This window comes from Paenibacillus tundrae, from assembly GCF_036884255.1.
Lineage (GTDB): Bacteria > Bacillota > Bacilli > Paenibacillales > Paenibacillaceae > Paenibacillus.
Map to the genome: position 1 here is coordinate 4,627,374 of NZ_CP145605.1, position 26,638 is coordinate 4,654,011.

26 protein-coding genes and 1 other annotated feature (1 of these 27 running past the window's edge) are annotated in these 26,638 nt (G+C 46.2%); of the genes, 7 read left to right on the top strand and 19 right to left on the bottom strand.

Annotation, left to right across the window (positions count from 1 at the left end; translation table 11 throughout):
* Nucleotides 1–82, bottom strand: a binding site (T-box leader) (it extends 188 nt beyond the left edge of the window).
* A 55-nt stretch (nt 83–137) separates the two neighbouring features.
* From V6W81_RS20775 to spoVAC, 16 genes are all read right to left on the bottom strand, one after another.
* Nucleotides 138–1,094, bottom strand: a complete 957-nt coding sequence (locus V6W81_RS20775) for a phosphotransferase family protein (RefSeq protein WP_338540221.1) — start codon at nt 1,092–1,094, stop codon at nt 138–140.
* A 187-nt stretch (nt 1,095–1,281) separates the two neighbouring features.
* Complete coding sequence (locus tag V6W81_RS20780; RefSeq protein WP_145045752.1) at nt 1,282–2,052, bottom strand: class I SAM-dependent DNA methyltransferase; 771 nt, start codon at nt 2,050–2,052, stop codon at nt 1,282–1,284.
* A 369-nt stretch (nt 2,053–2,421) separates the two neighbouring features.
* The gene (locus tag V6W81_RS20785; RefSeq protein ID WP_338540222.1) at nt 2,422–3,336 is read right to left on the bottom strand and encodes a CvfB family protein; all 915 of its coding nucleotides are present in this window, start codon (nt 3,334–3,336) and stop codon (nt 2,422–2,424) included.
* A complete protein-coding gene (gene rsfS, locus V6W81_RS20790; RefSeq protein WP_338540223.1) occupies nt 3,333–3,680 on the bottom strand; it encodes a ribosome silencing factor in 348 nt (115 codons plus the stop codon). The genes V6W81_RS20785 and rsfS overlap by 4 nt, the downstream gene beginning before the upstream one ends.
* A 17-nt stretch (nt 3,681–3,697) precedes the next feature.
* Nucleotides 3,698–4,264: a bis(5'-nucleosyl)-tetraphosphatase (symmetrical) YqeK gene (gene yqeK / locus V6W81_RS20795; protein WP_338540224.1), complete on the bottom strand. Its 567-nt coding sequence runs from the start codon at nt 4,262–4,264 to the stop codon at nt 3,698–3,700.
* The gene (locus V6W81_RS20800; RefSeq protein ID WP_145045759.1) at nt 4,248–4,838 is read right to left on the bottom strand and encodes a nicotinate-nucleotide adenylyltransferase; all 591 of its coding nucleotides are present in this window, start codon (nt 4,836–4,838) and stop codon (nt 4,248–4,250) included. The genes yqeK and V6W81_RS20800 overlap by 17 nt, the downstream gene beginning before the upstream one ends.
* Before the next feature lie 12 nt (nt 4,839–4,850).
* Entirely contained in the window at nt 4,851–5,141 is a 291-nt protein-coding gene (gene yhbY, locus V6W81_RS20805; RefSeq protein WP_145045761.1) for a ribosome assembly RNA-binding protein YhbY, read from the bottom strand.
* 114 nt (nt 5,142–5,255) lie between these two features.
* Nucleotides 5,256–6,125, bottom strand: a complete 870-nt coding sequence (aroE, locus tag V6W81_RS20810; RefSeq protein ID WP_338540225.1) for a shikimate dehydrogenase — start codon at nt 6,123–6,125, stop codon at nt 5,256–5,258.
* 40 nt (nt 6,126–6,165) lie between these two features.
* A complete protein-coding gene (gene yqeH, locus V6W81_RS20815) occupies nt 6,166–7,293 on the bottom strand; it encodes a ribosome biogenesis GTPase YqeH (protein WP_145045765.1) in 1,128 nt (375 codons plus the stop codon).
* The gene (locus V6W81_RS20820) at nt 7,290–7,817 is read right to left on the bottom strand and encodes a YqeG family HAD IIIA-type phosphatase (protein WP_338540226.1); all 528 of its coding nucleotides are present in this window, start codon (nt 7,815–7,817) and stop codon (nt 7,290–7,292) included. The genes yqeH and V6W81_RS20820 overlap by 4 nt, the downstream gene beginning before the upstream one ends.
* Nucleotides 7,818–7,926: 109 nt before the next feature.
* Nucleotides 7,927–10,140, bottom strand: coding sequence for a transglutaminase TgpA family protein (locus V6W81_RS20825; protein ID WP_338540227.1), 2,214 nt, complete (start codon nt 10,138–10,140; stop codon nt 7,927–7,929).
* Nucleotides 10,137–11,384: a DUF58 domain-containing protein gene (locus V6W81_RS20830; protein ID WP_145045769.1), complete on the bottom strand. Its 1,248-nt coding sequence runs from the start codon at nt 11,382–11,384 to the stop codon at nt 10,137–10,139. The genes V6W81_RS20825 and V6W81_RS20830 overlap by 4 nt, the downstream gene beginning before the upstream one ends.
* A gap of 3 nt (nt 11,385–11,387) precedes the next feature.
* The gene (locus tag V6W81_RS20835) at nt 11,388–12,344 is read right to left on the bottom strand and encodes an AAA family ATPase (protein ID WP_056695906.1); all 957 of its coding nucleotides are present in this window, start codon (nt 12,342–12,344) and stop codon (nt 11,388–11,390) included.
* Nucleotides 12,345–12,563: 219 nt separating this feature from the next.
* The gene (spoVAE, locus tag V6W81_RS20840) at nt 12,564–12,914 is read right to left on the bottom strand and encodes a stage V sporulation protein AE (protein WP_056695903.1); all 351 of its coding nucleotides are present in this window, start codon (nt 12,912–12,914) and stop codon (nt 12,564–12,566) included.
* Nucleotides 12,915–12,916: 2 nt separating this feature from the next.
* Nucleotides 12,917–13,933: a stage V sporulation protein AD gene (spoVAD, locus tag V6W81_RS20845; RefSeq protein WP_145045773.1), complete on the bottom strand. Its 1,017-nt coding sequence runs from the start codon at nt 13,931–13,933 to the stop codon at nt 12,917–12,919.
* Nucleotides 13,930–14,436 carry a stage V sporulation protein AC gene (gene spoVAC / locus V6W81_RS20850; protein WP_338540228.1) on the bottom strand — a complete coding sequence of 169 codons (507 nt, stop codon included), beginning with the start codon at nt 14,434–14,436 and terminating at the stop codon, nt 13,930–13,932. The genes spoVAD and spoVAC overlap by 4 nt, the downstream gene beginning before the upstream one ends.
* Nucleotides 14,437–15,105: 669 nt before the next feature.
* Between spoVAC and V6W81_RS20855 the strand changes: the two genes are divergently transcribed.
* A complete protein-coding gene (locus V6W81_RS20855) occupies nt 15,106–16,179 on the top strand; it encodes a M42 family metallopeptidase (protein ID WP_145045777.1) in 1,074 nt (357 codons plus the stop codon).
* A 180-nt stretch (nt 16,180–16,359) separates the two neighbouring features.
* A complete protein-coding gene (locus tag V6W81_RS20860; protein WP_338540229.1) occupies nt 16,360–16,680 on the top strand; it encodes a hypothetical protein in 321 nt (106 codons plus the stop codon).
* Between the two features lie 241 nt (nt 16,681–16,921).
* Here the strand turns inward: V6W81_RS20860 and V6W81_RS20865 are convergent, their stop codons facing one another.
* Nucleotides 16,922–17,629, bottom strand: coding sequence for a metal-dependent hydrolase (locus tag V6W81_RS20865; RefSeq protein ID WP_338540230.1), 708 nt, complete (start codon nt 17,627–17,629; stop codon nt 16,922–16,924).
* 317 nt (nt 17,630–17,946) lie between these two features.
* On the opposite strand from V6W81_RS20865, the gene nirB reads away from it, so the two are divergent.
* The 4 genes from nirB to V6W81_RS20885 all read left to right on the top strand — a co-directional run bounded on the left by nirB (nt 17,947) and on the right by V6W81_RS20885 (nt 22,422).
* Nucleotides 17,947–20,376, top strand: a complete 2,430-nt coding sequence (gene nirB, locus V6W81_RS20870; RefSeq protein WP_338540231.1) for a nitrite reductase large subunit NirB — start codon at nt 17,947–17,949, stop codon at nt 20,374–20,376.
* 31 nt (nt 20,377–20,407) lie between these two features.
* Complete coding sequence (gene nirD, locus V6W81_RS20875; protein WP_056695881.1) at nt 20,408–20,734, top strand: nitrite reductase small subunit NirD; 327 nt, start codon at nt 20,408–20,410, stop codon at nt 20,732–20,734.
* A gap of 52 nt (nt 20,735–20,786) precedes the next feature.
* Complete coding sequence (locus tag V6W81_RS20880; RefSeq protein WP_145045783.1) at nt 20,787–21,575, top strand: formate/nitrite transporter family protein; 789 nt, start codon at nt 20,787–20,789, stop codon at nt 21,573–21,575.
* A 217-nt stretch (nt 21,576–21,792) separates the two neighbouring features.
* The gene (locus tag V6W81_RS20885) at nt 21,793–22,422 is read left to right on the top strand and encodes a YfbR-like 5'-deoxynucleotidase (RefSeq protein ID WP_056695875.1); all 630 of its coding nucleotides are present in this window, start codon (nt 21,793–21,795) and stop codon (nt 22,420–22,422) included.
* Here V6W81_RS20885 and V6W81_RS20890 read toward each other — a convergent pair whose 3' ends face one another.
* Both V6W81_RS20890 and V6W81_RS20895 read right to left on the bottom strand, forming a co-directional pair.
* The gene (locus V6W81_RS20890; protein ID WP_338540232.1) at nt 22,423–23,232 is read right to left on the bottom strand and encodes a response regulator transcription factor; all 810 of its coding nucleotides are present in this window, start codon (nt 23,230–23,232) and stop codon (nt 22,423–22,425) included.
* A gap of 1 nt (nt 23,233) precedes the next feature.
* On the bottom strand, nt 23,234–25,126 hold the full coding sequence (locus V6W81_RS20895; protein ID WP_338540233.1) for a cache domain-containing sensor histidine kinase: 1,893 nt from the start codon (nt 25,124–25,126) through the stop codon (nt 23,234–23,236).
* A 159-nt stretch (nt 25,127–25,285) separates the two neighbouring features.
* Between V6W81_RS20895 and V6W81_RS20900 the strand changes: the two genes are divergently transcribed.
* Nucleotides 25,286–26,587 (top strand): ABC transporter substrate-binding protein, encoded by a 1,302-nt coding sequence (locus V6W81_RS20900; protein WP_338540234.1) that lies wholly within the window; start codon nt 25,286–25,288, stop codon nt 26,585–26,587.
* Nucleotides 26,588–26,638: the final 51 nt, after the last annotated feature.

Genomic DNA, 26,638 nt, shown 5'->3' on the forward strand with positions numbered 1-26,638 from the left:
AAATACTGTCAATCGGCTTGCACCAACCGCCGACTCTCTGTCATGTACAGGACTCACTACTGATCCTTATCATCGAAATATGTATACAATATCGGAAACATTATATAAAAAAGTACCGCTAAAGTCAATGACAGACCTCAGCCTAACCGAAACCGTTCAATGCTTTCTTCTAGATTGTGAATTGTCCACTGAATATGATCTTGATCATCAAACTGCCGGTATGCACATTCGATTCGAAGTAATAGGTCAAAATACAGATCATATAACCCTCTTCTGCTTCGTTCACTTGGTGTTGTAATGGATGCACCGTAACCCTTCAAAAAGCCAGTCGTGTAATTAAAATGACTAAAATAATGCTCCATCAATGGATCTGCCCAGAGTGATCGCTCAAAATCAATAATGGCGGTAATTCGACCATTCTCCACCAGCACATTGCCATCCCACAGATCCCAGCTAATAAACACAGGTTCTAGCACATCATCGAGGACATCAGCTCTAGCCTGAATCAAACGCTCCAACTCCTCATAAGACATCGAAAACGTAATCCCTGCCTTTTTCCCATCGATTAATACATCATCCATCAGTTGCAGAAAAGCTTCTTTCCATGTGGAATAACGTTGTCGTTCCGATGAGAAATAACCAAATTGTTCGCCTTTGATTTCATTCAATCTTCGGTTGTAAAGCCCGATCTGTTCCTCAATCGCTTCCTGTTTTTCAACGCTACAGTGCTCTTTCACTTGGTTATACGGCTTACCTGTCATATGCTCCATAATAAAATATTCTGAGGGAGCAAGAGTTAGCGAATCATCATACGCAAGTACACGAGGAATAGGTACATCCGTTAGTTCTGACACAAGACGCAGCGCCTCCACTTCAGTCTTCATTAACCCTTGTTCACAACGCATCAGATTGGATTTATCCGTAGGGGCTATTTTGAGCACCACTGTCTGTCCATCTTTTAATACGATCCGATATGCCTGATTCGCCCAGCCTTCATTCATTTCCTGATACTCAGATAGTTCACTATTTAATATTTGGGTTACTATCCGTTCTAGCTGTTCCGAAGTTAGCTTGGTTTTGTATTTACTTTCCACCCCATAATCACCTGTCCTTCTTAAGTTCGTCATCTTATCTCATCAAAAAAGGAAAACGCTTTCTGTTAGTGTTATTATGGCTTCCCCGCACTTAACTGGCAATAGCTTAGATCACGTTTCAACGCTCCTATTCTGATCAAAATAAAAAAACGCCCTCCGCATATGCAAGGGCGATGAACAAGACTAATTATTTGATAGCAACATAGAACAGACGCTGCGCGCCATCCCCTGCTTCTTCCCACTCAAAATCTGCGTACACACTGACATCGCGGAATCCCGCCTTCCGTAACTCCAGCTTCATCCACTCCGGATCGTATGCACGCTGCACATGCACCTCTTCAAACCTCTGATAGAGATCCTTCCCCCCATCATCAACACGTGAGAAAATGCTAAGATGATGTTCGATCTCACATCGTTCCGAGTCTAAAGCACTTGTCCAGATATAGGATATCGAGCGTTCGTCCAGTACAAAAGGCTGTTCTTCCTCATATCGAATGAATGTATTGGGATGATGCACATCAAACAGGAATGTTCCTCCTGGCTTCATCATTTCGTACGTTCGTTGGAAGGTGCGGATGACATCGTCCTGCTCCAGCAAATAGTTAATACAGTCACAGAATGAAATAACCGAGTCAACAGGCTCAGGCACTCTCCATTCGCACATATCCTGCTGTACCCACCGTACACTGCCTTCACGGTACAAACGATGCCCTTGGGGAGTAGCTTCCATCTTACTGCGAGCCACAGATAACATATCCGCCGAAAGGTCGATCCCCGTCACCTCGAATCCTGAGTTAACCAAAGGGATCGTAATCGAACCTGTACCACAACCAAGTTCTGCTACACTTTTGGGCATCCCGTGCCGCTCCCAAGCTGTTCTCGCGAACCTTATCCAGTCCGGATAAGGCATATCTTCCATTAATTCATCGTAAACATAGGCAAATTTACGGTAAGACATGTCAGGCACCGCACTTTCAATTCATTTTATTATAAAGTTCAAAAATATTTACACTTGCCACTCCGATGACAGAACAACCTTCCGATCGCTGTTATCCCCAGATTTTTTTGATTCCCTTTTCCAAAGGGTAAATCCGGGGATAGCTGATGCTTCCGATGCAGCTTTCTTTCAGAAAGCTTTCAGGCGAACGCTTCGCTTCTTCATGTTATTTCTGTCTTCTCCGTTCTCGTGTAAAGAATTAGTTAAACTTATATAAATTTATTATAGACGAAAAAGCAGGGGCGTCCGGAGTTCACCCAGCCTTGCCCTGCTTTTACATTGGACTCACATGAGTCTTCGTTTAGCTTAAGTTCAACGTTAATAACGTTACTAGTTCTTGTCCGAATCTGGAGCAGAAGCTTGCGAAGCAGCTTCCGTCAGGTATGTCCAGTTTTCTTTCTGAGTGACCAGTCCATCCTTCATTAGCTTACCTAAAGCACGCTTGAAGGCTGATTTGCTGATGCCAAAACGCTGTTTAATAATATCCGGTGGCGTCGCATCCGAATACGGCATTCCACCTGTTGGACGCTCCTTCATGAACGCGAGTAGCTTATCCGCATCCTCGTTACGACCTACCTCTTTGCGAAGAGACGTTGCCAAGTTCACACGTCCATCCTCACGAACCAGCGTTACCCGGCATTTCACTTTCTCGCCGAGACGCAACAAGTGCGTACGCTCGGAGGAATGGATCATACCAATGGCTCCGAATCCAAGTACACCACCTTCTACAAGTACAAAAGTACCCATTTGCAATGGCTTGTACACCGTCGCTTCGACCCATTCGTTGAGCCATGATGTCGGTGCATGGAAGGCTAACGTTGCAAGTTCACGTTCTCCAGCCAATTTCGCACGAAGACGACCTTGCTTATCATGCTCCATGATAACAAAAACCTCGTCCCCAACCTGTGGACGCAGCTCTTCTAATTCAGGCAATTCACGGATAGGAAGCAGTAGTTGCCGACCCAGACCCATTTCTAGAAAACAACCGAGCCGTGGATGTACGTCAGCCACAACAAGTCGTGCCATTTCACCAAGGGTGAGGTAAGGCTTCTTCATTGTCGCGGCAAGGCGATCTTCCGTATCAAAAAAGATAAAGACTTCCAGCGTCTCATCGATTTTGATATCTCGTGTCAGCTCCGTATAGTGAAGCAGTACATCTTCCGATCCAGTCGTCAAAAAGTAGCCAAACGGAGATACTTCACGTTCAACCCGCAATGAGACAACAGTTCCTGCAATCAAATTCATACCGTCTCCACCACTTTAGCATCCGACCATAAACGTTCGATGTTGTAGTATTCGCGCTCATCGCGGTGGAAGACATGAACAACCACGTCTCCCAGATCCATGAGAACCCAGCGTGCAGAATCCATACCCTCGATCCCTTTAATCGTTACACCTGCAGCATGCGCCTGTTTACGAATCTCTGTAGCAATAGACTGTACCTGTGTATCCGAGTTACCGTGACAGATTACAAAATAGTCAGCTACCAGTGAAATTCCCACCAGATCCAGTGCTACAATGTTGGATGCCTTTTTATCGTCTGCGGCTGTAACCGCCATATTCATTAGTTCTTTCGATGATAATGTCATGAACCAACCTCCATAGTTTATAATTGTGTAATCAGATCATTACGTGCAAACATGGTTAAAGGGTAAATCACTCTCCGCTGTGATAACAGCAAGCTAATCGTTGAGTCAAAACCAGCGATTAACCCTTCCTCCAGACTGTGTTCAGCCTGTTCACGAATGCGATCCACACCCGGAAAATCTCTTCCCGGTTCAATATAATCCGCAAGACATACCACCTTATCCAGCAGACTCATGCCCACTCTTCCAGAGGTATGCCAACGAATAGCATTAATGATCTCCAGATCATCGATTCCGTAATCCCGCTGTGCTACAAAAGCACCAACCTCTGAGTGCCAGAGCTGCTTGTCATGCTGCAACAGGTCTTCGTTTAATCCATTGTCACGGATGACTGCTTCCATCTCTGATACAGGCCAGTACTTGGCAACATCGTGCAATATGGCAGCTAGATCCGCCTTCACGGGATCTGCACCATATTTTTCAGCTAAATATACGGCAGATTGCATCACGCCAAGTGTATGCTTCCAGCGTTTCTCCGGCATTTGACCCGAAACGGCTTGGATGAGTTCCTCACGGCTTAGTGCCATATAAACCGCTCCTTACAATATATTCATGAACTGCAGCAGGAATCATGAAACGTACCGATTGTCCCTTCGCAAGACGTTTACGTACGGCAGTGGATGATATGTCGACAAGCGGCATCTCTGCCAGTAATACTTTGTCTTGCAGCTCATCGGGTAACTCATCCAGATGAAGCTGAAAGCCGGGTCTGCCCACTCCGATAAAGGTCAAGCGTGCCGCAAGCTCCTCGATCTGTTCCCATTTGGGTAGATAGTTCACCATATCCGCACCAATGATAAAGTAAAAATCATGCTCTGGATAACGATTCCATAGCTCCTTCATCGTGTCGATCGTATAAGATACGCCACCAAGCTCCATTTCAATATCCAGCATCTCATATTGCTGTACATCTTGGATCGCCGCTTCCGTCATATCCAGACGTTGCTGCCCCGAAGCCCCGGCTCCACGCTTGTGTGGTGGAACATGGGAGGGCATGAACCAGATTTCATCCAGTGCATGGGAATCCCTCGCAGCTTCAGCGGCCAACAGATGTCCCATATGGATTGGATCGAATGTTCCACCCATGATCCCAATCTTCATGATGTCACCGTCCTAAGGAAGTTCGATTTGTTTATTGTCGCGTGATTCCTTATACAGGACAATCGTACCACCAATCACTTGTACAAGCTCACTGCCAGTCTCACGAGCAAGTTCTGCCGCGATTTCGTTTTTGTCATCCAGATTATTGTTCAAAATTTGAACTTTCATCAACTCGCGTTTTTCGATCGCATCTTCAATGTGACGGAACAGATGGTCGTTTGTGCCACCTTTACCGATCTGAAACACCGGGGTCAGATGATGTGCTTGTGAACGCAAAAAGCGTTTTTGTTTACCTGTTAACATGAATATTCCATACTCCTTATGCTCAGCACACGCTGTGACAGAAGAGTCTCTGTCAGGCTTGGCTGTTCAATTATATTTTAATGTCATTATTTATTATTCACTTAACCTTGCTTGTTACTTATCGAAGCTGTCTAGTACCGCTTGTCTCATTGTCTCCACAGGAGCCTGGATACCGAACCAATGTTCAAAAGCCACCGCGCCCTGATATACAAACATCCCCAGACCACCATGCACTGTACATCCACGTAGGCGCGATTCACGCAACAGACGTGTCTCCAATGGATTATAAATGAGATCACTTACGGCTGCATCTGCACGAATCAGTGCAGGATCTACCGGAACATCATCCACATGAGGATGCATACCAGCAGCCGTTGTATTAATAACAATATCAGCGGAAGCAAGCACAACTGCTGCTTCTTCCATTCCACTGCCTGTAATCTCACCTAAACCATGTGCTCGCAGATCCGAAGCAAGTTCAATGGCTCGCTCGGCTGTACGGTTCAAAATGTGTATACGTTCAGGCTTTTCTAGAGCCAGCGCGTAAATGACGCCTCTAGCAGCTCCACCTGCCCCCAGAACAGCAATCCGTTTGCCTGCTAGGTCAGGCACAGCTTCTTCCTTAAGTGACCGTACATAACCAATGCCATCCGTATTATAGCCTATCAGCTTTCCGTCCTTATTGACAATGGTATTGACTGCACCAATCAACCGTGCGCTCTCATCGATCTCATCCAGATAAGACATAACCTGCTCCTTATGAGGAATGGTGACATTCACACCGCGATACCCTAGAGCAACAATGCCTCTAACCGCTGCCTGCAATTGTTCCGGATGAACATGGAGTGGCATATAGATTCCATTCACTTCTGCCGCCTTTAAAGCTGCATTATGCATAGCCGGAGATTTGGAATGAGCAATAGGATCACCCATAACGCCCAGCAACACTGGAAGTGAAGTCGTGGTTTTCTTTTGTTCAGACAACGCGTCCGCCTCCGATCTGATGAATATGTTACTGACCTGGTTAGATCAGAGAAGGACGAACGAGTACCCGGATACCTTTAGGTACATGAACAGCTACGAGAGCCCCATTGTCTCCGTTCACTTTAACCCAGCCTAGACCGGAGATAAAGATATCGGACTGACTTCCACGTTTGATACGGAACTCATGACGAGTCCATTCAGGCATCTCCGAAGCACCTTCGCGTGTTGGCGGGGTAAGCAACTCTCCCAGATGATCACGGTACAATTCATCCGCGCGTTCTAGCTTCGTCCGGTGAATATTCAGCGCTGTGCTGATAAAACATGTGAAGGACTGACGATCACCCTCTACAAAGTCGAAACGAGCCATACCGCCAAAGAACAGCGCTTGACCTGGATTTAATTGATATACGGCAGGCTTAAGCGGCTTGTCCGGCATAATCGCAGCCAAGTCTTTGCGAGATACGATCTCGCTGAAACGCCATGGATATACGATTCCCGGGGTATCAATAATGAATTTCCCATCTTCCAATGGAATGTTCACCATATCCAGCGTTGTTCCTGGATAACGGGATGTTGTGAGTTCCTGCTCCAGATCGCTGTAGTCACGAATCAATCGGTTAATCAACGTAGATTTACCCACATTGGTTCCGCCGACCACATAAACGTCACGATCTTCACGATAGGTGCTTACCAATTCTAGGAGACGTTCGAAGCCTTGATTTTGCTTAGCGCTCACGAGCAACACATCTACAGTGCGCAGTCCCTGCTCCTTAGCCTGCTTCTGTACCCAGTTGCGAACCTTGTTCCAGTTTGTTACTTTAGGTAGCAAGTCCGTTTTGTTTACTACAAGTAGAACCGGATTGTTACCGACAAAACGTTGTAAGCCAGAGATGACGCTACCGTCAAAGTCAAACAGATCAACGATATGGATGACAAGTGCATCCTTATCCCCGATTTGGCTCAGTAGTGCTAGGAACTCGTCCTGATCAACAGTTACAGACGATGATTCATTATAATTTTTGATACGGAAACAACGTTGGCATATTACCGGTTCACGATCCAACGCTTTCTCAGGAATAAAGCCTGGCTTATCCTGGTCTTCTGTTTGCAGATGCACGCCGCATCCACTGCATCTTACGGCAAGATTGCCGTTATGCGTGTCTGTCATTTCTTATTTTCCTCCTCAAGCCATAAGCCTTTCTTGCGCAAACTAGTTAGAGCAATCCGTTCCACTCGTCGATTGAAGCGCGTCATGAATCCTTCATCACCGATGGAGATGGGCAATACCAGCACGGTATAAAGCCCTAGCCGGTTACCTCCATATACATCGGTCAACATCTGATCGCCTACCACAATCGTTTTGTCTGGCGTTAGCTCCATCATTTTCATTGCTTTACGAAACGGTGTATTCGATGGTTTGCGTGCACTGTGCACAAACTGGATATCCAGTGGCGTAGCAAACAAGGATACACGATTCAAATTATTATTGGACACAATCATTAGTTTGAAGCCTGCCTCTTTCACACGCGCAAACCATTCGATCAGTTCAGGCGTTGCATCAGGCGCTTTGGCTCCAACAAGCGTATTGTCGAGATCAGTTATTATTCCGCGATAGCCTTGAGCGTACAGCTCTTCCAGATTAATGTCAAAAACCGTGTCTACTCGCAGCTTGGGCATTAACATTTTAAACAATCAAGTCACCTCAGTTTCATACGACACACTATATCACAAATCTGTCTTTCCTGAAAATGCATACAACGCTTGATGCGCTAGAAAAAAGGAAAAACGGGACGGGCAATAATTATGCCCGTTCCGCTTTGAGTTCCTTCCGTAGCTTCAAGGCCGTCTCATACACTGCCTTCCAATCATCTGAAGTTACAGATGCTGGACTATAACGCGTGCGTTCAAACCATGCTAACAGTTCATGCAGCGTGGCTGCAGATGCTGGTACAGACTGGCTCCAGCGGTTAACTGATTCACGCAGCGTTTCATCCCCACTGCGGGTTAAGCCTTTGCGTTTCACATAACGAATCCAGCGTTCCGTTTCAGCTACAACCTTCTGCTCTGGTGTAAGCGGCTCGCCTGTTCGTAGACGAAGTAACAAGAAACGAAGAGAGAAGCGGTTCCGCCAGAACATGTAGGCAACCCATGCGATCAGGATGGCTACAGCCATCCAAATGACGAATGTTGGTACACCAGATGTCGCTTGCTCAGATACAGGTGTCTGTTCTTCTTCCTGCACCGGCTCTTCTTCTGGCTGCTCTTCTGGCTCGTCAACCGGCTGCACATCAGGTGCCTCTGTTAACAAAGGCATATCAAAGCCTGGTGTTGCTTCAACTGGAATCCATCCATACTCACCAAAGTAAACTTCAGCCCAAGAGTGAGCATCTGCATTGGTTACTGTATAGGTGGTCTCAATCTCAGAGCCAGGTTGACGAGGTGCCTGCATGTCTGAGTTGAGAGACAATTGTCCTGGTGCATAACCTTTAACCCAGCGAGCAGGAATCCCTTCGGAACGCGCCATCATGACTAGAGCTGTGGAGAAGTAATCACAGTAACCTTCCATAACATCGAACAGGAATCCTTCGACAAAGTCACTGCTCACTTTCCGGGATAAATCCGGATTATTGGTGTATTCAAAATTGGTTTGTAAATAGTTTTGCAGTAATGCTACTTTTTCATACGGAGTATTTGCAGAAGCCGTAATTTCGTTTGCTAAGTCCGTAACTCGATCCGGGAAACGAGACGGCAACTGTAAATACATATCGTCGGCTGGATTACTTCCGTACAGATCGTCAAAAGATTTTGTACGAAGCTCGTCCTCTACAACCACAGGTGCTTCAGATACGACTGTATACGTTTTGGGATACTGAGGTTGTTGTCGGTTTGTCATTAGCAGCAACTCAGCCTGCTCTGGATTCCAGAGCATTCGATTAGACTCCGTCTGTCCATCAATGGAAGTGACTTCTGCAATGGAGTACGCTCCAAACATAATCGGATAAACCGTATCATTCAGCATCGTTACTTTTTGCGTCACTTGTTTTGTGTTCCCACTACCTGCGTCATCATTCTCCAACGTTTCGCCAGGCTGCACCTCTTCCGTCGAGGCACGTCTACGGTCATCCCAGCCTGTTCCGGTGTACTCTTCACGAGTCTCACCACGCCAGTAACTACGCTCATTGGTCTGTACAGACATCACAGGTGTGTAGTCAAAGTTAAAACCGCCGCCAAGTTGATTATCTTCACGACTATATCCAGACTCTGTTGAATTTGGAATATCGAGTGTTCCATTGCCAGCCTGACTGGTCGAAGTTCCGGTATAGTTACGCCATGCTGTATATGGATCTGTCAGCGTTGGAGGTACTTCCGGCATGTTCACACTTGCTACAATAATAAGAGAAAAAATGATGGCGATATTGGCAATGATTTTGTATGGATACCGAATGAGTCGCTTCCAGCCTTGTGGAAAATAAACTTGAAAGTTACGGAAGTGCTGACATACTAACCAACCCATACCTGCAAACATCACCCAAGCAACCTCAATCCACAAGGAAATCTGAGTGAAGGAATCCAGAATCCCCATGGATACAATATTAATACCCAAGAATACTAGAATGCGCCGAGTTGTATTCACCAAACGTAATGCAGCTTCAAGCATGACCCAGGCACATAGGGAAAACCAGATATATGGATTAGAGTGAAAGATAAATTGCTCCACCCGATCCGTAAATGAACCATAAGGAATGTACACAGAGTAATCAATTAAGGTTTTATGCAAAATATAAATAAGAACGATGGCTTTAATGATCGTGCGATAGATAAGCTTAAATGGCAAAATCACTTCAAGTACACTCATAGCTGCCAGCGTCCACAATACCAAAGAGGTCGTCTCGTTATACCACGATTCCTTAGTAAACGACAGCCACTGCATCGCAATCAGAAAGATCCATAGCAGCGATGCCGCTTGATACCACGATCTTTTGCCAGATGCCTGTTGTTTGCCTGTTGTATTCATGCAGAACCTCCCCCCATAACCGTTGGGAGCTCCTGAAGATGGGCCACCGTGAAGGATCTTGTACCTCTACCACGCAGCATGGCAGACCACTCTGCGCTCTGACGAGAGCCTTGAGGATCGACCAGGACATGACAAGGTGTCATCCCCCGGGTATCCGCCCATCTTAACAATTCTAATACCTTCTCATCCTTCTGAGGTGAAATCAAAACGAAATAAGCTCCTTGCGGCAACTGACGCCCAAGCTTCTCTACACCCGGAAGCAAGCGACGATCCTGCCCGTTGTATTGAATGTCCACCAGATGATGCATCATCTTCTGACGGTCAATGAGACTTTCGCTAGGTGCGAGGAATGTGTTCTTATCAGACAAGGTCATCAATCCCATCCCCATCCGCTCTCTTGAACCATATTCCAATAAAGAGGCTGCTGTGGACACCGCTAATTCAAATGTTTCACTCTGTTCATAGCTGGCTGCCAGTGCATCGATAACCAGAACGGTTTTGGGCACAGATTCGTGCTCAAACTCCTTCGATTTCCATGAACCGGTCTTCGCTGTGGCATTCCAATGAATGCGAGAGAGACGATCCCCGTAGACATAGTCGCGGACACCATTAATCTGGGTTGTTTCTCGGCGTGAGCGTGTCTGTGCTGTCTGTGGTCCAGATAATCGTGATTTGCGATCATATAACTGCCAGTAGGGAATAAACACAGTTCGTGGTAACACTCGAAATTCGCCCTTGGCTTTAAACGTCCCGCGATGCTCAATCAGCCCGAAAATATCTTCACTTGAACATTCCGTTTTGGAAAATACATATTTTCCACGTTCGAGCGGCGGTGTCTGAAACGACAGCTCACCAACGCCCCTCATATTGGGAATTAGGCTCTCACGGAACGACCATGATTCACCGTTGTGGCGATGTAGCATCTCACGCACGACCACATAAGGAAGTGGTAGAAATCCGGGAATGTTCACTCGAAGCTGAACTTGAACCTGATCACCAGCATGCAGCAATTCTTCATGACCCTGACCTGATGACAATGCCCTAGCTCCCTTAGCGCGTCTTACACCACTAAAACCAGCAATAGCAAGGTACAGACAGAGCAGGGTAACCATCGATAATAACATGATGGATGTCTTACCACCTTGAAATAGAACATACGCAAGGCAGCACATCCACACCGCCGCGATGCTCCAAACGCGGGGATGCCGTATTCCTCTTTTGACGGTACTCAAAAGCGGCTTCATAAACTATTGCCCCATAGAAACGGGCACACGTATCTGCTGAAGTACAGAGTTCAGAACAGCTTCAGAACTCATGCTATCCAGTCTCGCCTCAGGACGTAGCACAATCCGATGAGAGATGACATATGGCGCCATTGTCTTCACATCATCGGGAAGCACATAGTCCCGTTCCTGTAGGAAGGCGAAGGCTTTTACCGCTGACATAAATGAAATGGCCGCCCGCGGGCTGGCACCGAGCAATACGGATGGATGGGAGCGTGTGGTACGAACAACATCCAGCAAATAATCCATCACTGGATCACCAATGAATACTTCCTTGATCTCCTGCTGGATAGCAGAGATCTGATCCATATGAGTCACCGACTCGAGTCGGTCAACCGGTTGACCCGACTGATGCTGCTTCAGCAGTGTTTTCTCAATATCCTTATCTGGATAACCAAGGCTTATTTTCAACATAAACCGGTCTAGTTGTGCCTCCGGCAATGTATATGTTCCTTCAAAATCAATCGGGTTCTGCGTAGCACAGAGCATAAACGGATGTGGCAAATCGTAAGTATCCCCGTCTACCGTCACACTGCGTTCTTCCATAACCTCCAGCAATGCCGATTGGGTCTTCGTTGTAGCTCGGTTAATCTCGTCTGCCAGCAAAATGTTCGTCATGACTGGACCTGGACGGAAGTAAAAGCGCTCATCACGCGGATGGAACACGGATACACCCGTAATGTCACTCGGTAAAATATCTGGATTACATTGAATACGGCGGTATTCGCCGCGCATCGATTTGGATAAGGCCTTAATCAATTGTGTCTTGCCTGTTCCCGGTACGTCTTCAATTAAAACGTGGCCGCCTGCAAGCAAAGCTGTGAGCAAAAGTTGAATTTCAAAGGATTTCCCCATTATGCAAGATTCTAGATTAGAACGGACTGCTGAAATGATTTGGATCGACTCTTTGCGCACAGGCATATGTCTAACCTCCTAAAAAAGCATACAGATTTCCTTTTATTGTACATGATCCATGGGCGCGAGTACACTCGAAGAGAATCACAATTTGTTTCCAGCCGTCCGATTCACCGCTATTCACGCATGAATACGACAAAAAGAGACCCGGATAAGAGTTATCCGAAGCCTCTTTGGAAATTGTTTTTTTCTATCTGCACGTACTGCCCTCTACCACCACAACGATCACCCTTTTGGACGAACAACAAGTGCCGCAAGAAATGAGAAGATAATCGCTGCGGAAATCCCCGCTGCAGTTAGATCGAAGATACCGGTGATTACACCGAGCCAGCCTTCTTTCTCCAATTCGGTTAATGCTCCATGGACTAGGGAATTACCAAAACTCGTAATGGGAATGGAAGCACCTGCACCCGCAAATTTCACCAGTGGATCATAGAGGCCAAAGGCATCAGCCACAGCGCCTGCAACCACCAACGTACTCATCGTATGTGCTGGTGTCAACTTGACCCCATCCATAAGAAGCTGTCCAATGACACAGATTAAGCCGCCAACGATAAATGCCCACAGAAATTGCATTTTCAACCCTCCTTCTCGATGGAAACGGCATGTGCAATACAAGGAATACTCTCACCCTGCTGGTAAGATAGCGGTGACAATAAAGCTCCCGTAGCTACCACCAGAACACGTTTTAAATCGCCCTTTTGCATTCGGTTTAGAATGTGCCCATAGGTAACTGATGCGGAGCATCCGCAACCACTTCCCCCTGCCACGACCTGAGGCTGTTTCTCACGGTCATAGATCATCAATCCACAGTCGTTAAACACCGTTTGTTCCATTGGAATGCCTTCTTTATGCAAAAGTTCTTTGGTGATCGGTAGTCCGACCGAAGCAAGATCTCCCGTAACAATCAGATCGTAATAACCCGGCTCAAGCCCTGTATCACGGAAATGAGAAACCAACGTATCCGCAGCCGCAGGTGCCATGGCTGCTCCCATGTTGAATGGATCTTTGATGCCCAGATCCATAACGCGACCGATCGTTGCGTGTGTAATGACAGGCCCTTCTCCTGTTCGCGATACAACTCCGCAGCCTGCACCTGTGACGGTATACTGCGCATAAGGCGGCTTCTGTGACCCATACTCGGTCGGATAACGAAACTGCTTCTCTACGGTACAGTTGTGACTGACCGTTCCTGCAAGAACGTAGTCACCGCCCCCAGAATCCACAATGAGAGAAGCCAGTGCCAAACTTTCCATGGAGGTGGAGCATGCACCAAACACACCGAGGAAGGGGGCTCCTAGCTTACGAGCTGAGAACGAACTACTGATGATCTGGTTCATGAGATCTCCACCAATGAAAAACTGAAGCTCTTCTTTGGTAATATTCGCATTGATCAACGCTAGTTGAGTCGCCTGCTCTAATAGCTTGCGCTCCCCTTTCTCCCATGTCTTCTCGCCAATCTCCAGATTGTCGTATACATAGTCAAAGTCAGATGCGAGCGGCCCTTGACCTTCGTCAGGTCCAACAACAGCAGCCCTGCCAACAATGCGTGGACGATTTTCAAATTTCCAAGTTTGACGTCCCAGTCGTTTCATAGATGTCCTCCCCCAAATCCGAGGAAGGCATATACGATCCCGATAATAAATGCTGCGACTACACCAAACACGATAACGGAGCCAGCCAGCTTAAACATGTTGGCACCTACACCAAGTACCAATCCTTCTGCCCTGTGCTCCAGCGCCGCAGAACACATCGAGTTGGCAAAGCCTGTAACCGGAACGGCTGTACCCGCCCCTGCCCATTGTGCGATTTTATCGTATACACCAAGACAGGTCAGCACGACCGAGATAAAGATCATCACCGCTACGGTCGGGCTAGCTGCTTCCTTAGAAGTCATATCAAAACCCGCCATAAATGCTTCTTGGATAGCTTGTCCAATCAGGCAGACAAATCCCCCAACGAAAAAAGCTTTAATGCAGTTAGCCAAGAGGGGACGTGCAGGTTCATGCTTTTTGGCTACCTTTTTATATTCCTGCTCACTTATGGACAATGATGGTGATTTTTTGCTACTGCCGGTTCCTTTCGTCTCAGCTGGCAATGTACAGAACCTCCTTCGAAATGGAATGAGAACGCGAATTCATTCCTGTATGCAATGGTTGGACGTGTGTAATCCTAAATACATTGTTTGTTAATGTTCGTAAGGTTATGTATCCGGCGAAATGCAGCATATGTTTCCAGTGTGATAAAGATTTGAATTTGCTGATGTAAGCGCCGGATCTTTCTAAGCTACAAACTATCCTGCATTCGGATAAGGCCTTTCCCTTTATGCATTCCTTGAATGTATACAATCATGCTCTTACAAATAAAGCAGGATGATAACGAGTAGAATAAACAAGACGATGAAAAGAACTGCTTCATTACCTTCATCAGGTGGCTTCATCTAGTTGTATGCAACTCCTTCCTATTGCTCAAACGTATAGAACAAAGGATGTGGTTTCCCTGAGAGGTAAACCACTCCTATCTATGTATTCCTATTCAAACAGCTATTCGGTGGAACAGGGCTTGTGCGGATTTCATACGAATATGCAGTGGAAATCGAAACTCAATATGCCTGATATACGTGACGTAAACATGGACAATTACGTGCGCAAGGTTCATACTGGTTATGACCGGTGGTTAATAATTGATCCTGAAATGACAGGATTCCATGTCCAGCAGCCGTTCTGCTGAGACTTGAACTACATAAGAACAGAGGAGTTGTCCACATATGAATGAAAAAACAATGGATATGTTTCGCACACTGACTGAATTCCCTTCTGCTTCGGGCTTTGAACGTGAGCTTCGCGGATGGATGAAGGATCAGCTTTCCGCTTACACGGATGAATTTGTTCAGGATCGCTTGGGTAGTCTTTTTGGTGTATTACGCGGGGATGAATCAGGCCCTAAAGTAATGGTTGCTGGGCATTTTGATGAAGTAGGCTTCATGACGACTGGCATTACAGAAACCGGTATGATTAAATTCCGTCCACTGGGTGGATGGTGGAGCCAAGCTGTGTTGTCACAACGACTTCAGATCATCACACCTGAGCGCCGAATTACTGGGGTTGTAGGCTCTACACCTACACATCTTTTGGATGAGTCCCAGCGCAGCAAGCCGGTGGATCTGAACACCATGTACCTGGATATTGGTGCAGATAACCGCGCTGAAGCGGAGTCATGGGGCATCCATCCGGGCATGCAAATTGTACCTATTTGTGAATTTACACCAATGGCGAATCCGAAGAAAATCATGGCTAAGGCGTGGGATAACCGTTATGGTGTTGGTCTCGCACTGGAACTCGTTGAGGCACTTCATAAAGAAAAATTGCCTAATATCCTATATTCCGGGGCAACCGTTCAAGAGGAATTGGGTCTTCGCGGCGCACGTACCGCTGCAAATCTCATTGAGCCTGATATCTTCTTCGCACTCGACTGTAGTGCAGCCAATGATATGACAGGAGACAAGCAATCCTTTGGACATATTGGACAAGGCGCATTGCTGCGTATTTTTGATCCAGGCATGTTCACCCATCGTGGTATGGTTGAGTATGTGCAGGATACAGCATCCTCCAACCAGATTAAGATGCAATACTTCATCTCACCAGGAGGAACAGATGCAGGACAGGTTCATCTGAGCGGTATTGGTGTCCCTTCCACCGTTATTGGAATCTGTGCTCGTTACATTCACACTTCTTCATCCATCATCCATACAGATGACTATGATGCAGCGAAAGAATTGATTGTGAAGCTCGTCAAAGGACTGGATCGCTCCACGATGAATACCATTATCAATAATGCTTAACATCTGAACGCACGCTTTATTTCAAGAGATGTCCTGACTATGTCGGGATGTCTCTTTTTTCGTTTTCACCAATAGTACGTGTTCAAAAAGGATAGATTAATAGGTCGAACATTATAGGAAATTACACATAAGATACAAGAACGGAAGAAGAATCAAACACCAAGCGGCGGGGGAGCTTCTATGGCAGTAAGAAAGAATGGAAAGTCGAATAAGAGCTCCAAAAAAGAGAATGCTGCCAGCTCCCTTCTTGGCGGTAATCTTAAAGGAAGAAATCTGGAGCTTATTGTGGCAGCATTACTAGTGAGCGGGAAGCTCAGAGTGGATGCGGTTACGTTGTTTCGCGAAGCTACGCTTGTCGTTGAATTGGTCGGCCAATATAAAACGCTACAACAGATCACACCATCGAATCAAGACAAACTTGTGCAATTTCTGGATGAAATCGGTGGCGATATGACGTTAAATGATGTTATTCGGGCATTTCAACAAAGAATCAATTCCTAACACCAAGAAATGAGGTTGAGATCATGTCTGACTTCGATGGAAATGGATTCGCCGAGCTAATCATCATCGTCATTCTTGTTGTTTTATTCGTATATGGTTCCTCAGATATTGATAGCCTAACCGATGCCCCTTCTCAAGCTTAAGTAAGCGGCATCCACCCTAGCATGCAAGACAAAAATCATCTGTATCCCTACAAACGCCAGTCTGAGCTTCAATCTACAGACTGGCATTATTGGGATCGTTAGAGAAATAGTGGTGAAAATGCAATCCAGGCAAGTATGAGAGTAAGTACAATGCAGACATTCTCAACTACGGCTCCATGCTTGGTTCCCGTACTCATTAGATTCGCACGTATACGCCACTTAAGTGGCGGTAGTGGACGGATTCCCCGATTCGTTAATGAATCAGCAAGTAGATGCATAGCATAGGCTGTACCCCCAGCGATCCAGATCTCCGGTTGCAGCTGCGCAGTCGTAGTATACAGCAGTCCTGCCCACACTGCAGTTCCATACACTGTATGCGTTAGTCCCCTGTGTGTCAGCGTTGTACATAACATCAGCAAACTCCCTGCAATCCAGTTCCAAGGCGCAAATGCATGGCCGTAGAAAACCAACCCCAAGCCAATCGCAAACATTAGCACTTTACGGAGTGAGCGTGAAGGCAAAAATGATACCATACCAATCAAGATCGCAAGTAACAGATTCCAAGGTTGACTCTGAACATAGAAGTACACAAACACCGCCGTCGGTAACAAAATCGTCTGTAGTAGCCTAATGAGACTGTTTGGCAGAGCCTTCGAAACCAATAGCGAGTTGGGTTCATCGATGTCAGGCAACAGTGAACCGATCAGCGCCACCGTTACTGCAGGATCTGTTACAGGCAGACCTGTGAATTGAAGAACAGAAAGCGATACCCCTGTTCCAATAATAAGGTGGGATCTTCCCATCATGATGCAAAAACTTCCTTTCGACGAAATAGGGAACATAACTGACCCACTTCTGATATTACACTGATTTCAAAATGAGAACAATAGTTCGTATATCCTTATTTATTTTCAAAATAAATTTTGAGTTCTGTGACCGGGACCACAGTTTTTATTTTGTGAGGAGTTTATCGTTATTTGTGAAATTTATCACATTAGATGATGCCAATCATCTGTATGATTAAAATATAAACCACTAAAAATGTTAGTAAATACGTGTTCAAAAGCGCGAGCTTCTGAACAACCACTGGTAATGTACAGTCTATCCAAGGAGGCCTATACACATGAACGGAAATAAAGAAAAACTGGTCGTCATCGGTAACGGCATGGCAGGAATTAGTACGGTTGAGCAAATTTTAAAATTAAGCTCCCGCTTCGAGATCACAGTTATTGGTACAGAACCCTACCCTAACTATAACCGCATTATGTTGTCCTATGTGCTGGAGGGCAGCAAAACGTTGGATGATATTGTACTCAATGACCTGCATTGGTATGAAGAATATGGTATTACGTTGCATATGGGCACAACGGTATCCAAAATCGATTCCGATACACGCGAAGTGGTGACTACAGACGGTTCGCGCGTTCCTTATGACAAGGTCATCATTGCTACAGGCTCCAATTCCTTTATTCTTCCTGTACCTGGACACGATAAACAGGGCGTTGTTGGATTCCGGGATATCGCTGACTGTAATACGATGCTAGATGCAGCGAAGAATTACAAAAAAGCAGCTGTCATTGGTGGCGGATTGCTAGGTCTAGAAGCAGCTAAAGGACTGGTTCAGCTCGGCATGGAGGTTACCGTTGTCCACTTAATGCAGGATCTCATGGAACGTCAACTAGATTCAACAGCTTCTGCCATGTTAAAGGCTGAACTTGAACGCCAAGGCATCCAATTCAAAATGGGTGCACAGACATCCGAATTGCTTGGCGGCGAGCGTGTTGAAGGTATTCGTTTTGCAGATGAAACGGTACTGGATGTTGATTTTGTTGTTATGGCTGTCGGTATCAAACCAAACATCACTGTTGCTCGCGAGAGCGGCATGGAAGTCAATCGAGGCATCATTGTTGACGACTACATGCAAACTTCTCTTGAAAATGTGTATTCCGTCGGAGAATGTACAGAGCATCGCGGTGTGTGTTACGGCCTCGTCGCTCCATTATTCGAACAAGGTATGATCCTGGCTAAACATATATGCGGTGTTGAAACTGCACCTTATGAAGGTTCTGTAGTATCTACGAAATTGAAAATTTCGGGCGTAGATGTATTTTCGACAGGTGAGTTTATTGATGGCCCTGAGCACACGGTTATCTCTCACAAAGACGAATGGAAACGCACGTACAAAAAAATCCTGCTTCGCGATAATGTAATGGTCGGCGCTGTGTTATTTGGTGACATCACGGATTCAGCGGAGCTGCAAAAACTGATCAAGCAACAGACTGAAATGACCGATGACCTGTACGCTTCACTCATGGGCACAGGCTGCGGTGGACACAAGAAGGCAACATCGGTAGAAACGATGGCTGAGGACGAAATCGTATGTGGCTGTAATGGTGTTACCAAAGGTCATATTATGGACGCGATTACGAATCAAGGATTAACCAGCATCGATGAGATCAAAGCGAGCACGGGTGCAACACGTTCTTGCGGTGGCTGTAAACCAGTCGTAGAACAGATCTTGCAATATGTACTTGGTGATAATTTTACAACGGGTGCCAAACAGGGCATTTGCGGATGTACTTCCCTAAGCCGGGATGAGATCGTAGCGGAGATCAGACAAAAAGGTCTGCAAACGACCAAAGAAGTGATGAACGTATTGGGATGGACTCAGCCTGAGGGCTGCTCGAAATGCCGTCCTGCAATCAACTATTACCTGGGTATGATTGCACCGGATACACATGAGGATGAGAAGGAATCCCGCTTCGTCAACGAACGTATGAACGCCAATATTCAGAAAGACGGAACCTATACCGTTGTGCCACGGATGTATGGCGGGGTTACAACACCAGAAGACTTGAAACGTATCGCGGATGTATCGGTCAAATACGATGTAAAAGCGGTTAAAGTGACTGGAGGACAGCGTCTAGACTTGATCGGAGTCAAAAAAGAAGATTTGCAAAACGTATGGGCTGAGCTCGATATGCCTTCAGGCTATGCTTATGCTAAATCACTTCGTACCGTCAAAACATGTGTAGGTTCACAGTTCTGCCGCTTCGGTACACAGGATTCAATGGCTATGGGCGCCAGAATTGAACGTAAATTCGAACGCTTGGATCTACCTGCTAAATTCAAATACGCCGTGAACGGCTGCCCACGTAACTGTGCAGAAGCATGTACGAAAGATATCGGTATTGTTGGTAACGACGGCGGTTGGGAAATATTCATCGGCGGTAACGGCGGGATCAAAGCCAGACTTGCGGACTCCCTCTGCAAAGTGAAAACGGACGAAGAATTGATCGAGCTGTGCGGCGCCATCATGCAACATTATCGTGAGACTGCCAACTACCTCGAACGGACTTCGGAATGGGTAGAACGTGTGGGTCTGGAATCGATACGTGCAGTTGTGGTTGACGATATTCAAGAACGTAAGGCGCTAATGGAACGAATTGAGTTTGCACTTGGACATGTGGAAGAACCTTGGCAAAAAGCAATTCGAAATGAACAAGGTGAGAACAAACTATTTCACGGAATTGAAGTAACTGCCCGTCCGTAAGTCAAACCACTACAGATAAGGAGAGTTCAATATGACAACTAAACCAGCCGGCACCTATTACCCTGCCGGAACGATTGATGAATTTCTACCTCGCATTGGTAGAGTCGTTGAGATTCAAGGCAAACAGCTCGCTGTATTTCTTGCCTCGGATGGCACCATCTTCGCAGCAGATAATCGAAACCCGCATCCGAAAGGCGGACCACTTGCCGAAGGCATTGTGTCAGGTCATTACCTCTATGACCCACTGTACGATTGGAAGATCGATCTTAGCACAGGTCTAGTGCAAGCTCCCGACCAAGGACAGGTTCAGATGTACTCGGTCAAAGTGGAAAATGGAACGGTCTGGATTGCAGTATAGCTGCAGTCCAGGTAACACATGGGATTGATGCTTAAGTATGGGGGAAACCGACATGTACACACCTAATGTTGAAGGAATTATTGAAGCCGCGGTCAAAAAAAGAGATCAAATGAATTCAGGTCTAGCACGTTATATGGTATCCGCCTTGATGGCTGGTGCATATGTAGGCCTTGGCATTATTCTAATCTTCAGTATCGGCGCACCGCTTCTCGCGGCGCAATCACCTTTTCAGATGATCCTGATGGGCATGTCCTTCGGGCTCGCTCTCACCCTTGTTATTTTTGCAGGGTCGGAGCTGTTTACGGGCAACAATATGTTTTTTACCATGAGTACGTTAGCAGGTCGCACTACCGTGAAAGACACAATGAAGAACTGGGGACTTGTCTTTCTCGGCAATCTGATCGGCGCGGTCATTCTGAGTCTGCTCATTGTCGGCAGTGGTTTGTTCAAAACAGCTACACCAGAGCATCTGCTCTTTGCCGTTTCTGCTAAGAAGATGGCAGCCCCCGTTACTGAGCTATTCTTCCGCGGCATTCTCTGTAACTGGCTCGTCTGTCTAGCCATCTGGATGTCTTCACGCACAAAAGAGGACATTGCCAAGCTTGTATTGATCTGGTGGTGTCTGTACGCATTTATCGCCAGTGGATATGAGCACAGCGTTGCCAATATGACATTGCTCTCCTTATCTTGGTTACTGCCAAACCATCCGGATACCATCACATTAGCAGGCTGGTTCCATAATATGATTCCAGTCACACTCGGTAACATTGTCGGAGGCGCTTTGTTTGTTGGGATGGCCTATTGGTTCGTATCACCTGTGAGAAAGAAAACCCGTCAATGACTCATGCTCTCATGCTATAAACCATGCATTCTCTGGACTCTCAGAGGGCATGGTTTTTTACGTTCTATTTTTCTACGTTATGTTTTTTATGTCATGACTTTATTTACCTTATGACCTTTTACCTTTCACAACCTCAGCGTTAATCCGCCGTTTACATATTAGTCGTATAGTCGAACCATGCCTTAACATATCTAACGACCAAAGGATGACTGCTTATATGGGAATACACACGTACTTCAGATCTCTGAATGATCTAGAACGCATTATCCGAACGCCAGGCAAATTCAAGTTTGAGGAACACAGCGTGTCCGCACATTCATGGAAGGTCGTGCAATACGCCAAAACGCTCGCCGATATTGAAGAACAGAACGGCGTAGCTATTGATTGGAAAAAGCTTTACGAGATCACCAGCAGCCATGATTACGGCGAGATTTTCATTGGAGATATCAAAACTCCGGTTAAGCATTATTCACTTGAGCTTCGTGCGATGCTGCAGCAAGTCGAGGAAGGTATGGTTGAGCATTTTATCAACGAGAACATTCCCGAAGAGTTCCAAGCCATATTCCGCCGTCAACTGCGTGAAGGTAAAGATCAATCTGTTGAAGGGCTTATTCTTGAAGTTGCCGACAAGATGGATCAGGTATATGAAGCCTTTGCAGAATTACAACGGGGAAATACGGAGAAAGAATTCATTGTGATGTATCGCTATGCCCTGATCAAAATCAAGAACATTGACCTTCATTGTGTTCACTACTTCCTCCATCACATCCTCCCCGACATTATTCAAGAAGGCATCCGTTCCCCGATTGATATTCGCAAAATAACTGAAGAAGCACTCGCCGAATAATCAGCTCAAGTCGCCATGGCTCTCATGATCCAGGGACAGAGCTTTTTTTCGTTCTGCACACTGTTGCCGATATTCACTTGGATATACCCCTGTTTTATTTTTGAAAATACGGCTGAAATAATGAGAGTCCGCGTAGCCAACGGCTTTGCCTATCGATTGAATGTCCAGGTTCTGATGCGCAACGAGCAACCGCTTCGCTTCGTTAATTCTCAGCCCTGTCATATATTTGAGCGGAGTTTCGCCCGTTACTTTTTTGAAACACTTACCTAGATAATCCACGCTAAAGTGCATCTGTCCCGCCATATCCTGAAGGCTGATCTCGTGCATGTAATGCTGCTTCACGTACAGTTTGACCGCCTCTGCAATATCCTCTGGCTTCCTCTGTTCGTCCACAGCCGCACTAACATGCGTGAGAGAATCAACTACATTCCCAAGCTTGAGTTCCATCGCGTCCAGCAGTCCACGAATCTGGTCTTCCGAGATCGGCTTGAGCAAATAATCCTCCACCTTATAGCTGATCGCCTGACGTGCATACTCAAATTCATGATGACCGCTGAGGATTACAATTTTCACTTGAGGATAGGCAAAATACAGATGCTTCGCCAGTTCTAATCCATTCATCACGGGCATCTGAATATCGGTGACGACAAGATCAGGAACCGTCTGTTCGATCAATTGCAGTGCCTCCTGCCCATTCCTCGCTTCGCCAATTACCTCGAATCGTGTACCCAGCTCACTGAACTTTCGCGACACATTACGGCGGATCAGTGCTTCATCCTCCACAATAATGGTTCTGTAGTTAACCGTCATTTCAGCCACGCTCCTTTCGAATAGAACCACCCACGGTAATTCTGACCCCGCCGTTAAGCCTATTCTCGATGTGCATCTGCGCCTTAGAGCCATACCACAATTTCAGTCGTATCCAAATATTCCTCAGCCCCATGCCGTTAATCGCAAGATCAGGAATACGCTCCCATTCCTCTGAAGATGCAATATACGCTTGTATGGATGTTAATACCTCTGGCTCCATGCCCGGTCCGTTGTCTTCAACGATAATCCGCCAGGTTTCTTCCGCTTCGTTCAACTCTCCTCCAACATACAGCTTCCATGGAGGTGAATCGCCTAGTCCATATTTGATGGTGTTCTCCAATAAGGGTTGGATCAGCAGCATGGGAATACGTATATGGTGCATGGCCTCTGGAATATGAAACGTATAATGCAGATCCTCTTCGAACCGAATCTTCATACACTCCAAATACCGCTCGCAATAATTCATCTCCTCTGATAAGGTCACCCCTTCAGGGTTAGGTGCTGAGATATAACGAAGCATCGCTGTAATATGACCACAAAAAGCAACGATCTGGTCATTCATGCCCTCTTCGGCCATGATGCTGATATTCGTGATGTTATTGTAAAGGAAGTGAGGATTCATCTGGGATTGCAACGCGAATAAACGCGTATCCGTTTCCTGCGACTTGAGAGCAAGCATATCCTGGAAGGACTGCATAAGCTGTTGATTCAATCGAACAAATGTATCGTTCAGTTCATCCATCTCGCGGATGGAGCTTGGATGATCCAGCTTGAACAAATGACCCGAATCCTGGCCTGTGGCGAGGTCTTGTACACCGATCTTTTGAATGATGCGCTGTAGCCGATGCAGGGGTAACGTGACTCTTTTGGAGATCAGATACGATAACACGAGAATGAGCAATAACATGCCTAACGTAGCGCCTATAAATAGCGTAGCCATTCGGTTCAGGCTCACGAACAACGATTGCTTCGATTGTGTCACGATCACTGTCCAGCCCGTTTCGGCTGAGGTCATGTATGTCATCATCTGAGGAGAGTTGCTGTCCGTGTGGACGACCTCTTGCATTTCTCCTGGTGGGTACTGTCCCGTGCGAATCATAGCTAGATCCTCTGAACTAATCATCATTGTTGCCTCAACATCCTCCGAGGAAGAGCGGGAGAAGGGGTACAGTAACGATCCTCGCTCATCGATTACATCAATATGCAGCTCTTCATTCCCAGCCTGTATTTCATGTAGATAGTTGAACATCGTCTGAGCATCCTGCAAAATTTCGACGACGCCTTGGCTAACGTAATTCCCGTTCTTGTACACACGTGTAAGTGAGACATATCGGCTATCCGACTCTCCTTCACCTGTAGGCATGGGCAGACTGCCTCCATCTAACATCGTGATAACTCGCCAGCCATTGCGATTCCAGGTTTCGTTGTACCAAGGTCTCTGCGTTAAGTCGACATTCATCTGTCCATTAAAAGCACCCGCCCCTAGCATTTTGCCATTCACATCATAGATGTTAGCCTGTTTGGCTGTATTCGAGCTGCTAATGATGGCTAATATGACGTCGATCAGCGTGGTTGTATCTTTGTAGAATGCTGGATCTGCCGCAATCCCCTGCTCGCTTCCTTCCGCAGGAGACAAGTAGTGACTAAAGTGCTCCTTAACCAGATTGGAATAAACGATATTCATTGAGAAATTGTTCATCTTGACTACTTCCTGATCCAGATTACTCACCAGGGATGCACCGAGCTGCTTCTGCTGTTCTTCGCTGCGACTGCGAATATCATTGGCCAGAAAAACGTACAGCAGCCCTGCCACAATGAGTGCAAACACAATAAAAACTGCCGAGTAATACATAAACAAGCTTTGCTGCAACGTTCGAAAACGGTATCGAATCATCTTACACCTCAATCTACGGGTTCGAAAATGTCCACCCAACAGACCGCTTTTGTCTATTGAGCCCATTCCTCAATCAGCGTAATGTTGAACACATAAGAATACGCTTACATTATGTTGTACTGCAAGACATCATATCTTATTCTTCCAGGAGGTTCAATGATGAAAAAAAGATTTTTGGTATCACTAGCCAGCTTGTTACTCGTATCCGGATTGCTGCTAGCTGGCTGTAACTCGGCTAAAACATCGGAAGGTTCAGGTAAAGTAACCCTTACGTTTGGAACAAGCCAAAGTGGCATTCCACGTACGGGAATTATGCAAACGATGGCGAAGGAATATGAACAAGAAACGGGTGTGAAAATTGACTTTCAGGTGGTGCCTGATGCCCAGTGGAGAGATCTGATCAAAGTAAAACTCGCTTCTGGCGAAGCACCGGATATCTTCAATGTCGATGTAGACCCACTTAGCATGCCAGCTAATGTGCGACCAGAAGAGAATGCGATTGACCTGACCAATGAGGAATTTGCCGGACGAATGTCCGAAGAAATTCTGCCAACCGTCAGCCATAACGATAAAGTTTACGGCGTTTCATTCGCTCCATCGAAAATTTGGTATGTGTACTATAACAAACGGATATTTAATGAGCTGGGCATCGAGCCCCCAACCACATACGCCGAGTTTAAAGCCATTAGCGAGAAAATTAAGGCTCAAGATATCATCCCATTTTACCAAGCACCAGCAAGCGGATGGTATCAGGTACTCCCCCTGTTCGAGACAGGGCCTAACTATGAACATACGACACCGGGAACTTATGAGAAGCTGAACAACAATGAGATGAAGGTCGCAGATCTGACGCAGTTAAAGACCGTTATTGAGCAACTAAAAGAATTCGCGGATCTCGGATATTTCGGCAAAGACTTCTTGTCCAACACCGTTGAAGCTGGCATCGAAGCCTTCGGTCAGGAAAAAGCAGCAATGCTGCTGCGTGTGCCTGGTACTGAAAAAGAAGTCTCCGAAGCTTACCCTGAGATGGAAGACAATATGGGATTCTTCGTCATGCCTTGGGGTGATAACCAAACAATTGGTGTCAATCCAGGTGGTTCCGCAGCGATGTTTGGCAACAAAAACAGCAAACATCCTGAAGAAGTGCTGAAGTTCTTCCGCTGGATTACGGAGCATGACAATCTACAACGTGTATTTGACGGAGGCGAGGGTAATCTGACCATCTGCTGGCCGGAGATTGAACCTAAGCTGACGCAAGATTATATCGATTATGAGAAAAATCACGAAAAAGGAACGGTTATGCAAGCTGCCGTGAAGTATATCGATCCTCAATGGATGGATATCGGCAAAGATATTTCGGGTATGTTTGCCGGCGCTATGACTCCTGATCAAATTTTGCAGAATATTGATAAACGTCGGGCGGAACAAGCCAAAGTGTTGAAAGATGAGGCATGGCAGTAGTTGTGTCGTGTCACTACAGTGAAGCACGCGGCAGGAAGGACAGGTGTTACA

Coding starts and splice junctions, on each gene's coding strand:
- yhbY (WP_145045761.1), bottom strand. CDS start 5,141: ATGTTAACAGGTAAACAAAAACGCTTTTTGCGTTCACAAGCACATCAT.
- V6W81_RS20860 (WP_338540229.1), top strand. CDS start 16,360: ATGGCAGTAAGAAAGAATGGAAAGTCGAATAAGAGCTCCAAAAAAGAG.
- V6W81_RS20825 (WP_338540227.1), bottom strand. CDS start 10,140: ATGAATACAACAGGCAAACAACAGGCATCTGGCAAAAGATCGTGGTAT.
- spoVAE (WP_056695903.1), bottom strand. CDS start 12,914: ATGCAATTTCTGTGGGCATTTATCGTTGGCGGCTTAATCTGTGTCATT.
- V6W81_RS20890 (WP_338540232.1), bottom strand. CDS start 23,232: ATGACGGTTAACTACAGAACCATTATTGTGGAGGATGAAGCACTGATC.
- spoVAD (WP_145045773.1), bottom strand. CDS start 13,933: ATGAAACGACTGGGACGTCAAACTTGGAAATTTGAAAATCGTCCACGC.
- V6W81_RS20780 (WP_145045752.1), bottom strand. CDS start 2,052: ATGTCTTACCGTAAATTTGCCTATGTTTACGATGAATTAATGGAAGAT.
- V6W81_RS20865 (WP_338540230.1), bottom strand. CDS start 17,629: ATGATGGGAAGATCCCACCTTATTATTGGAACAGGGGTATCGCTTTCT.
- V6W81_RS20895 (WP_338540233.1), bottom strand. CDS start 25,126: ATGATTCGATACCGTTTTCGAACGTTGCAGCAAAGCTTGTTTATGTAT.
- V6W81_RS20855 (WP_145045777.1), top strand. CDS start 15,106: ATGAATGAAAAAACAATGGATATGTTTCGCACACTGACTGAATTCCCT.
- V6W81_RS20880 (WP_145045783.1), top strand. CDS start 20,787: ATGTACACACCTAATGTTGAAGGAATTATTGAAGCCGCGGTCAAAAAA.
- rsfS (WP_338540223.1), bottom strand. CDS start 3,680: ATGACATTATCATCGAAAGAACTAATGAATATGGCGGTTACAGCCGCA.
- V6W81_RS20800 (WP_145045759.1), bottom strand. CDS start 4,838: ATGAAGATTGGGATCATGGGTGGAACATTCGATCCAATCCATATGGGA.
- V6W81_RS20830 (WP_145045769.1), bottom strand. CDS start 11,384: ATGAAGCCGCTTTTGAGTACCGTCAAAAGAGGAATACGGCATCCCCGC.
- yqeH (WP_145045765.1), bottom strand. CDS start 7,293: ATGACAGACACGCATAACGGCAATCTTGCCGTAAGATGCAGTGGATGC.
- nirB (WP_338540231.1), top strand. CDS start 17,947: ATGAACGGAAATAAAGAAAAACTGGTCGTCATCGGTAACGGCATGGCA.
- V6W81_RS20785 (WP_338540222.1), bottom strand. CDS start 3,336: ATGAATTTGATTGCAGGAACTGTTGTCTCATTGCGGGTTGAACGTGAA.
- yqeK (WP_338540224.1), bottom strand. CDS start 4,264: ATGGCACTAAGCCGTGAGGAACTCATCCAAGCCGTTTCGGGTCAAATG.
- V6W81_RS20885 (WP_056695875.1), top strand. CDS start 21,793: ATGGGAATACACACGTACTTCAGATCTCTGAATGATCTAGAACGCATT.
- V6W81_RS20835 (WP_056695906.1), bottom strand. CDS start 12,344: ATGCCTGTGCGCAAAGAGTCGATCCAAATCATTTCAGCAGTCCGTTCT.
- V6W81_RS20900 (WP_338540234.1), top strand. CDS start 25,286: ATGAAAAAAAGATTTTTGGTATCACTAGCCAGCTTGTTACTCGTATCC.
- nirD (WP_056695881.1), top strand. CDS start 20,408: ATGACAACTAAACCAGCCGGCACCTATTACCCTGCCGGAACGATTGAT.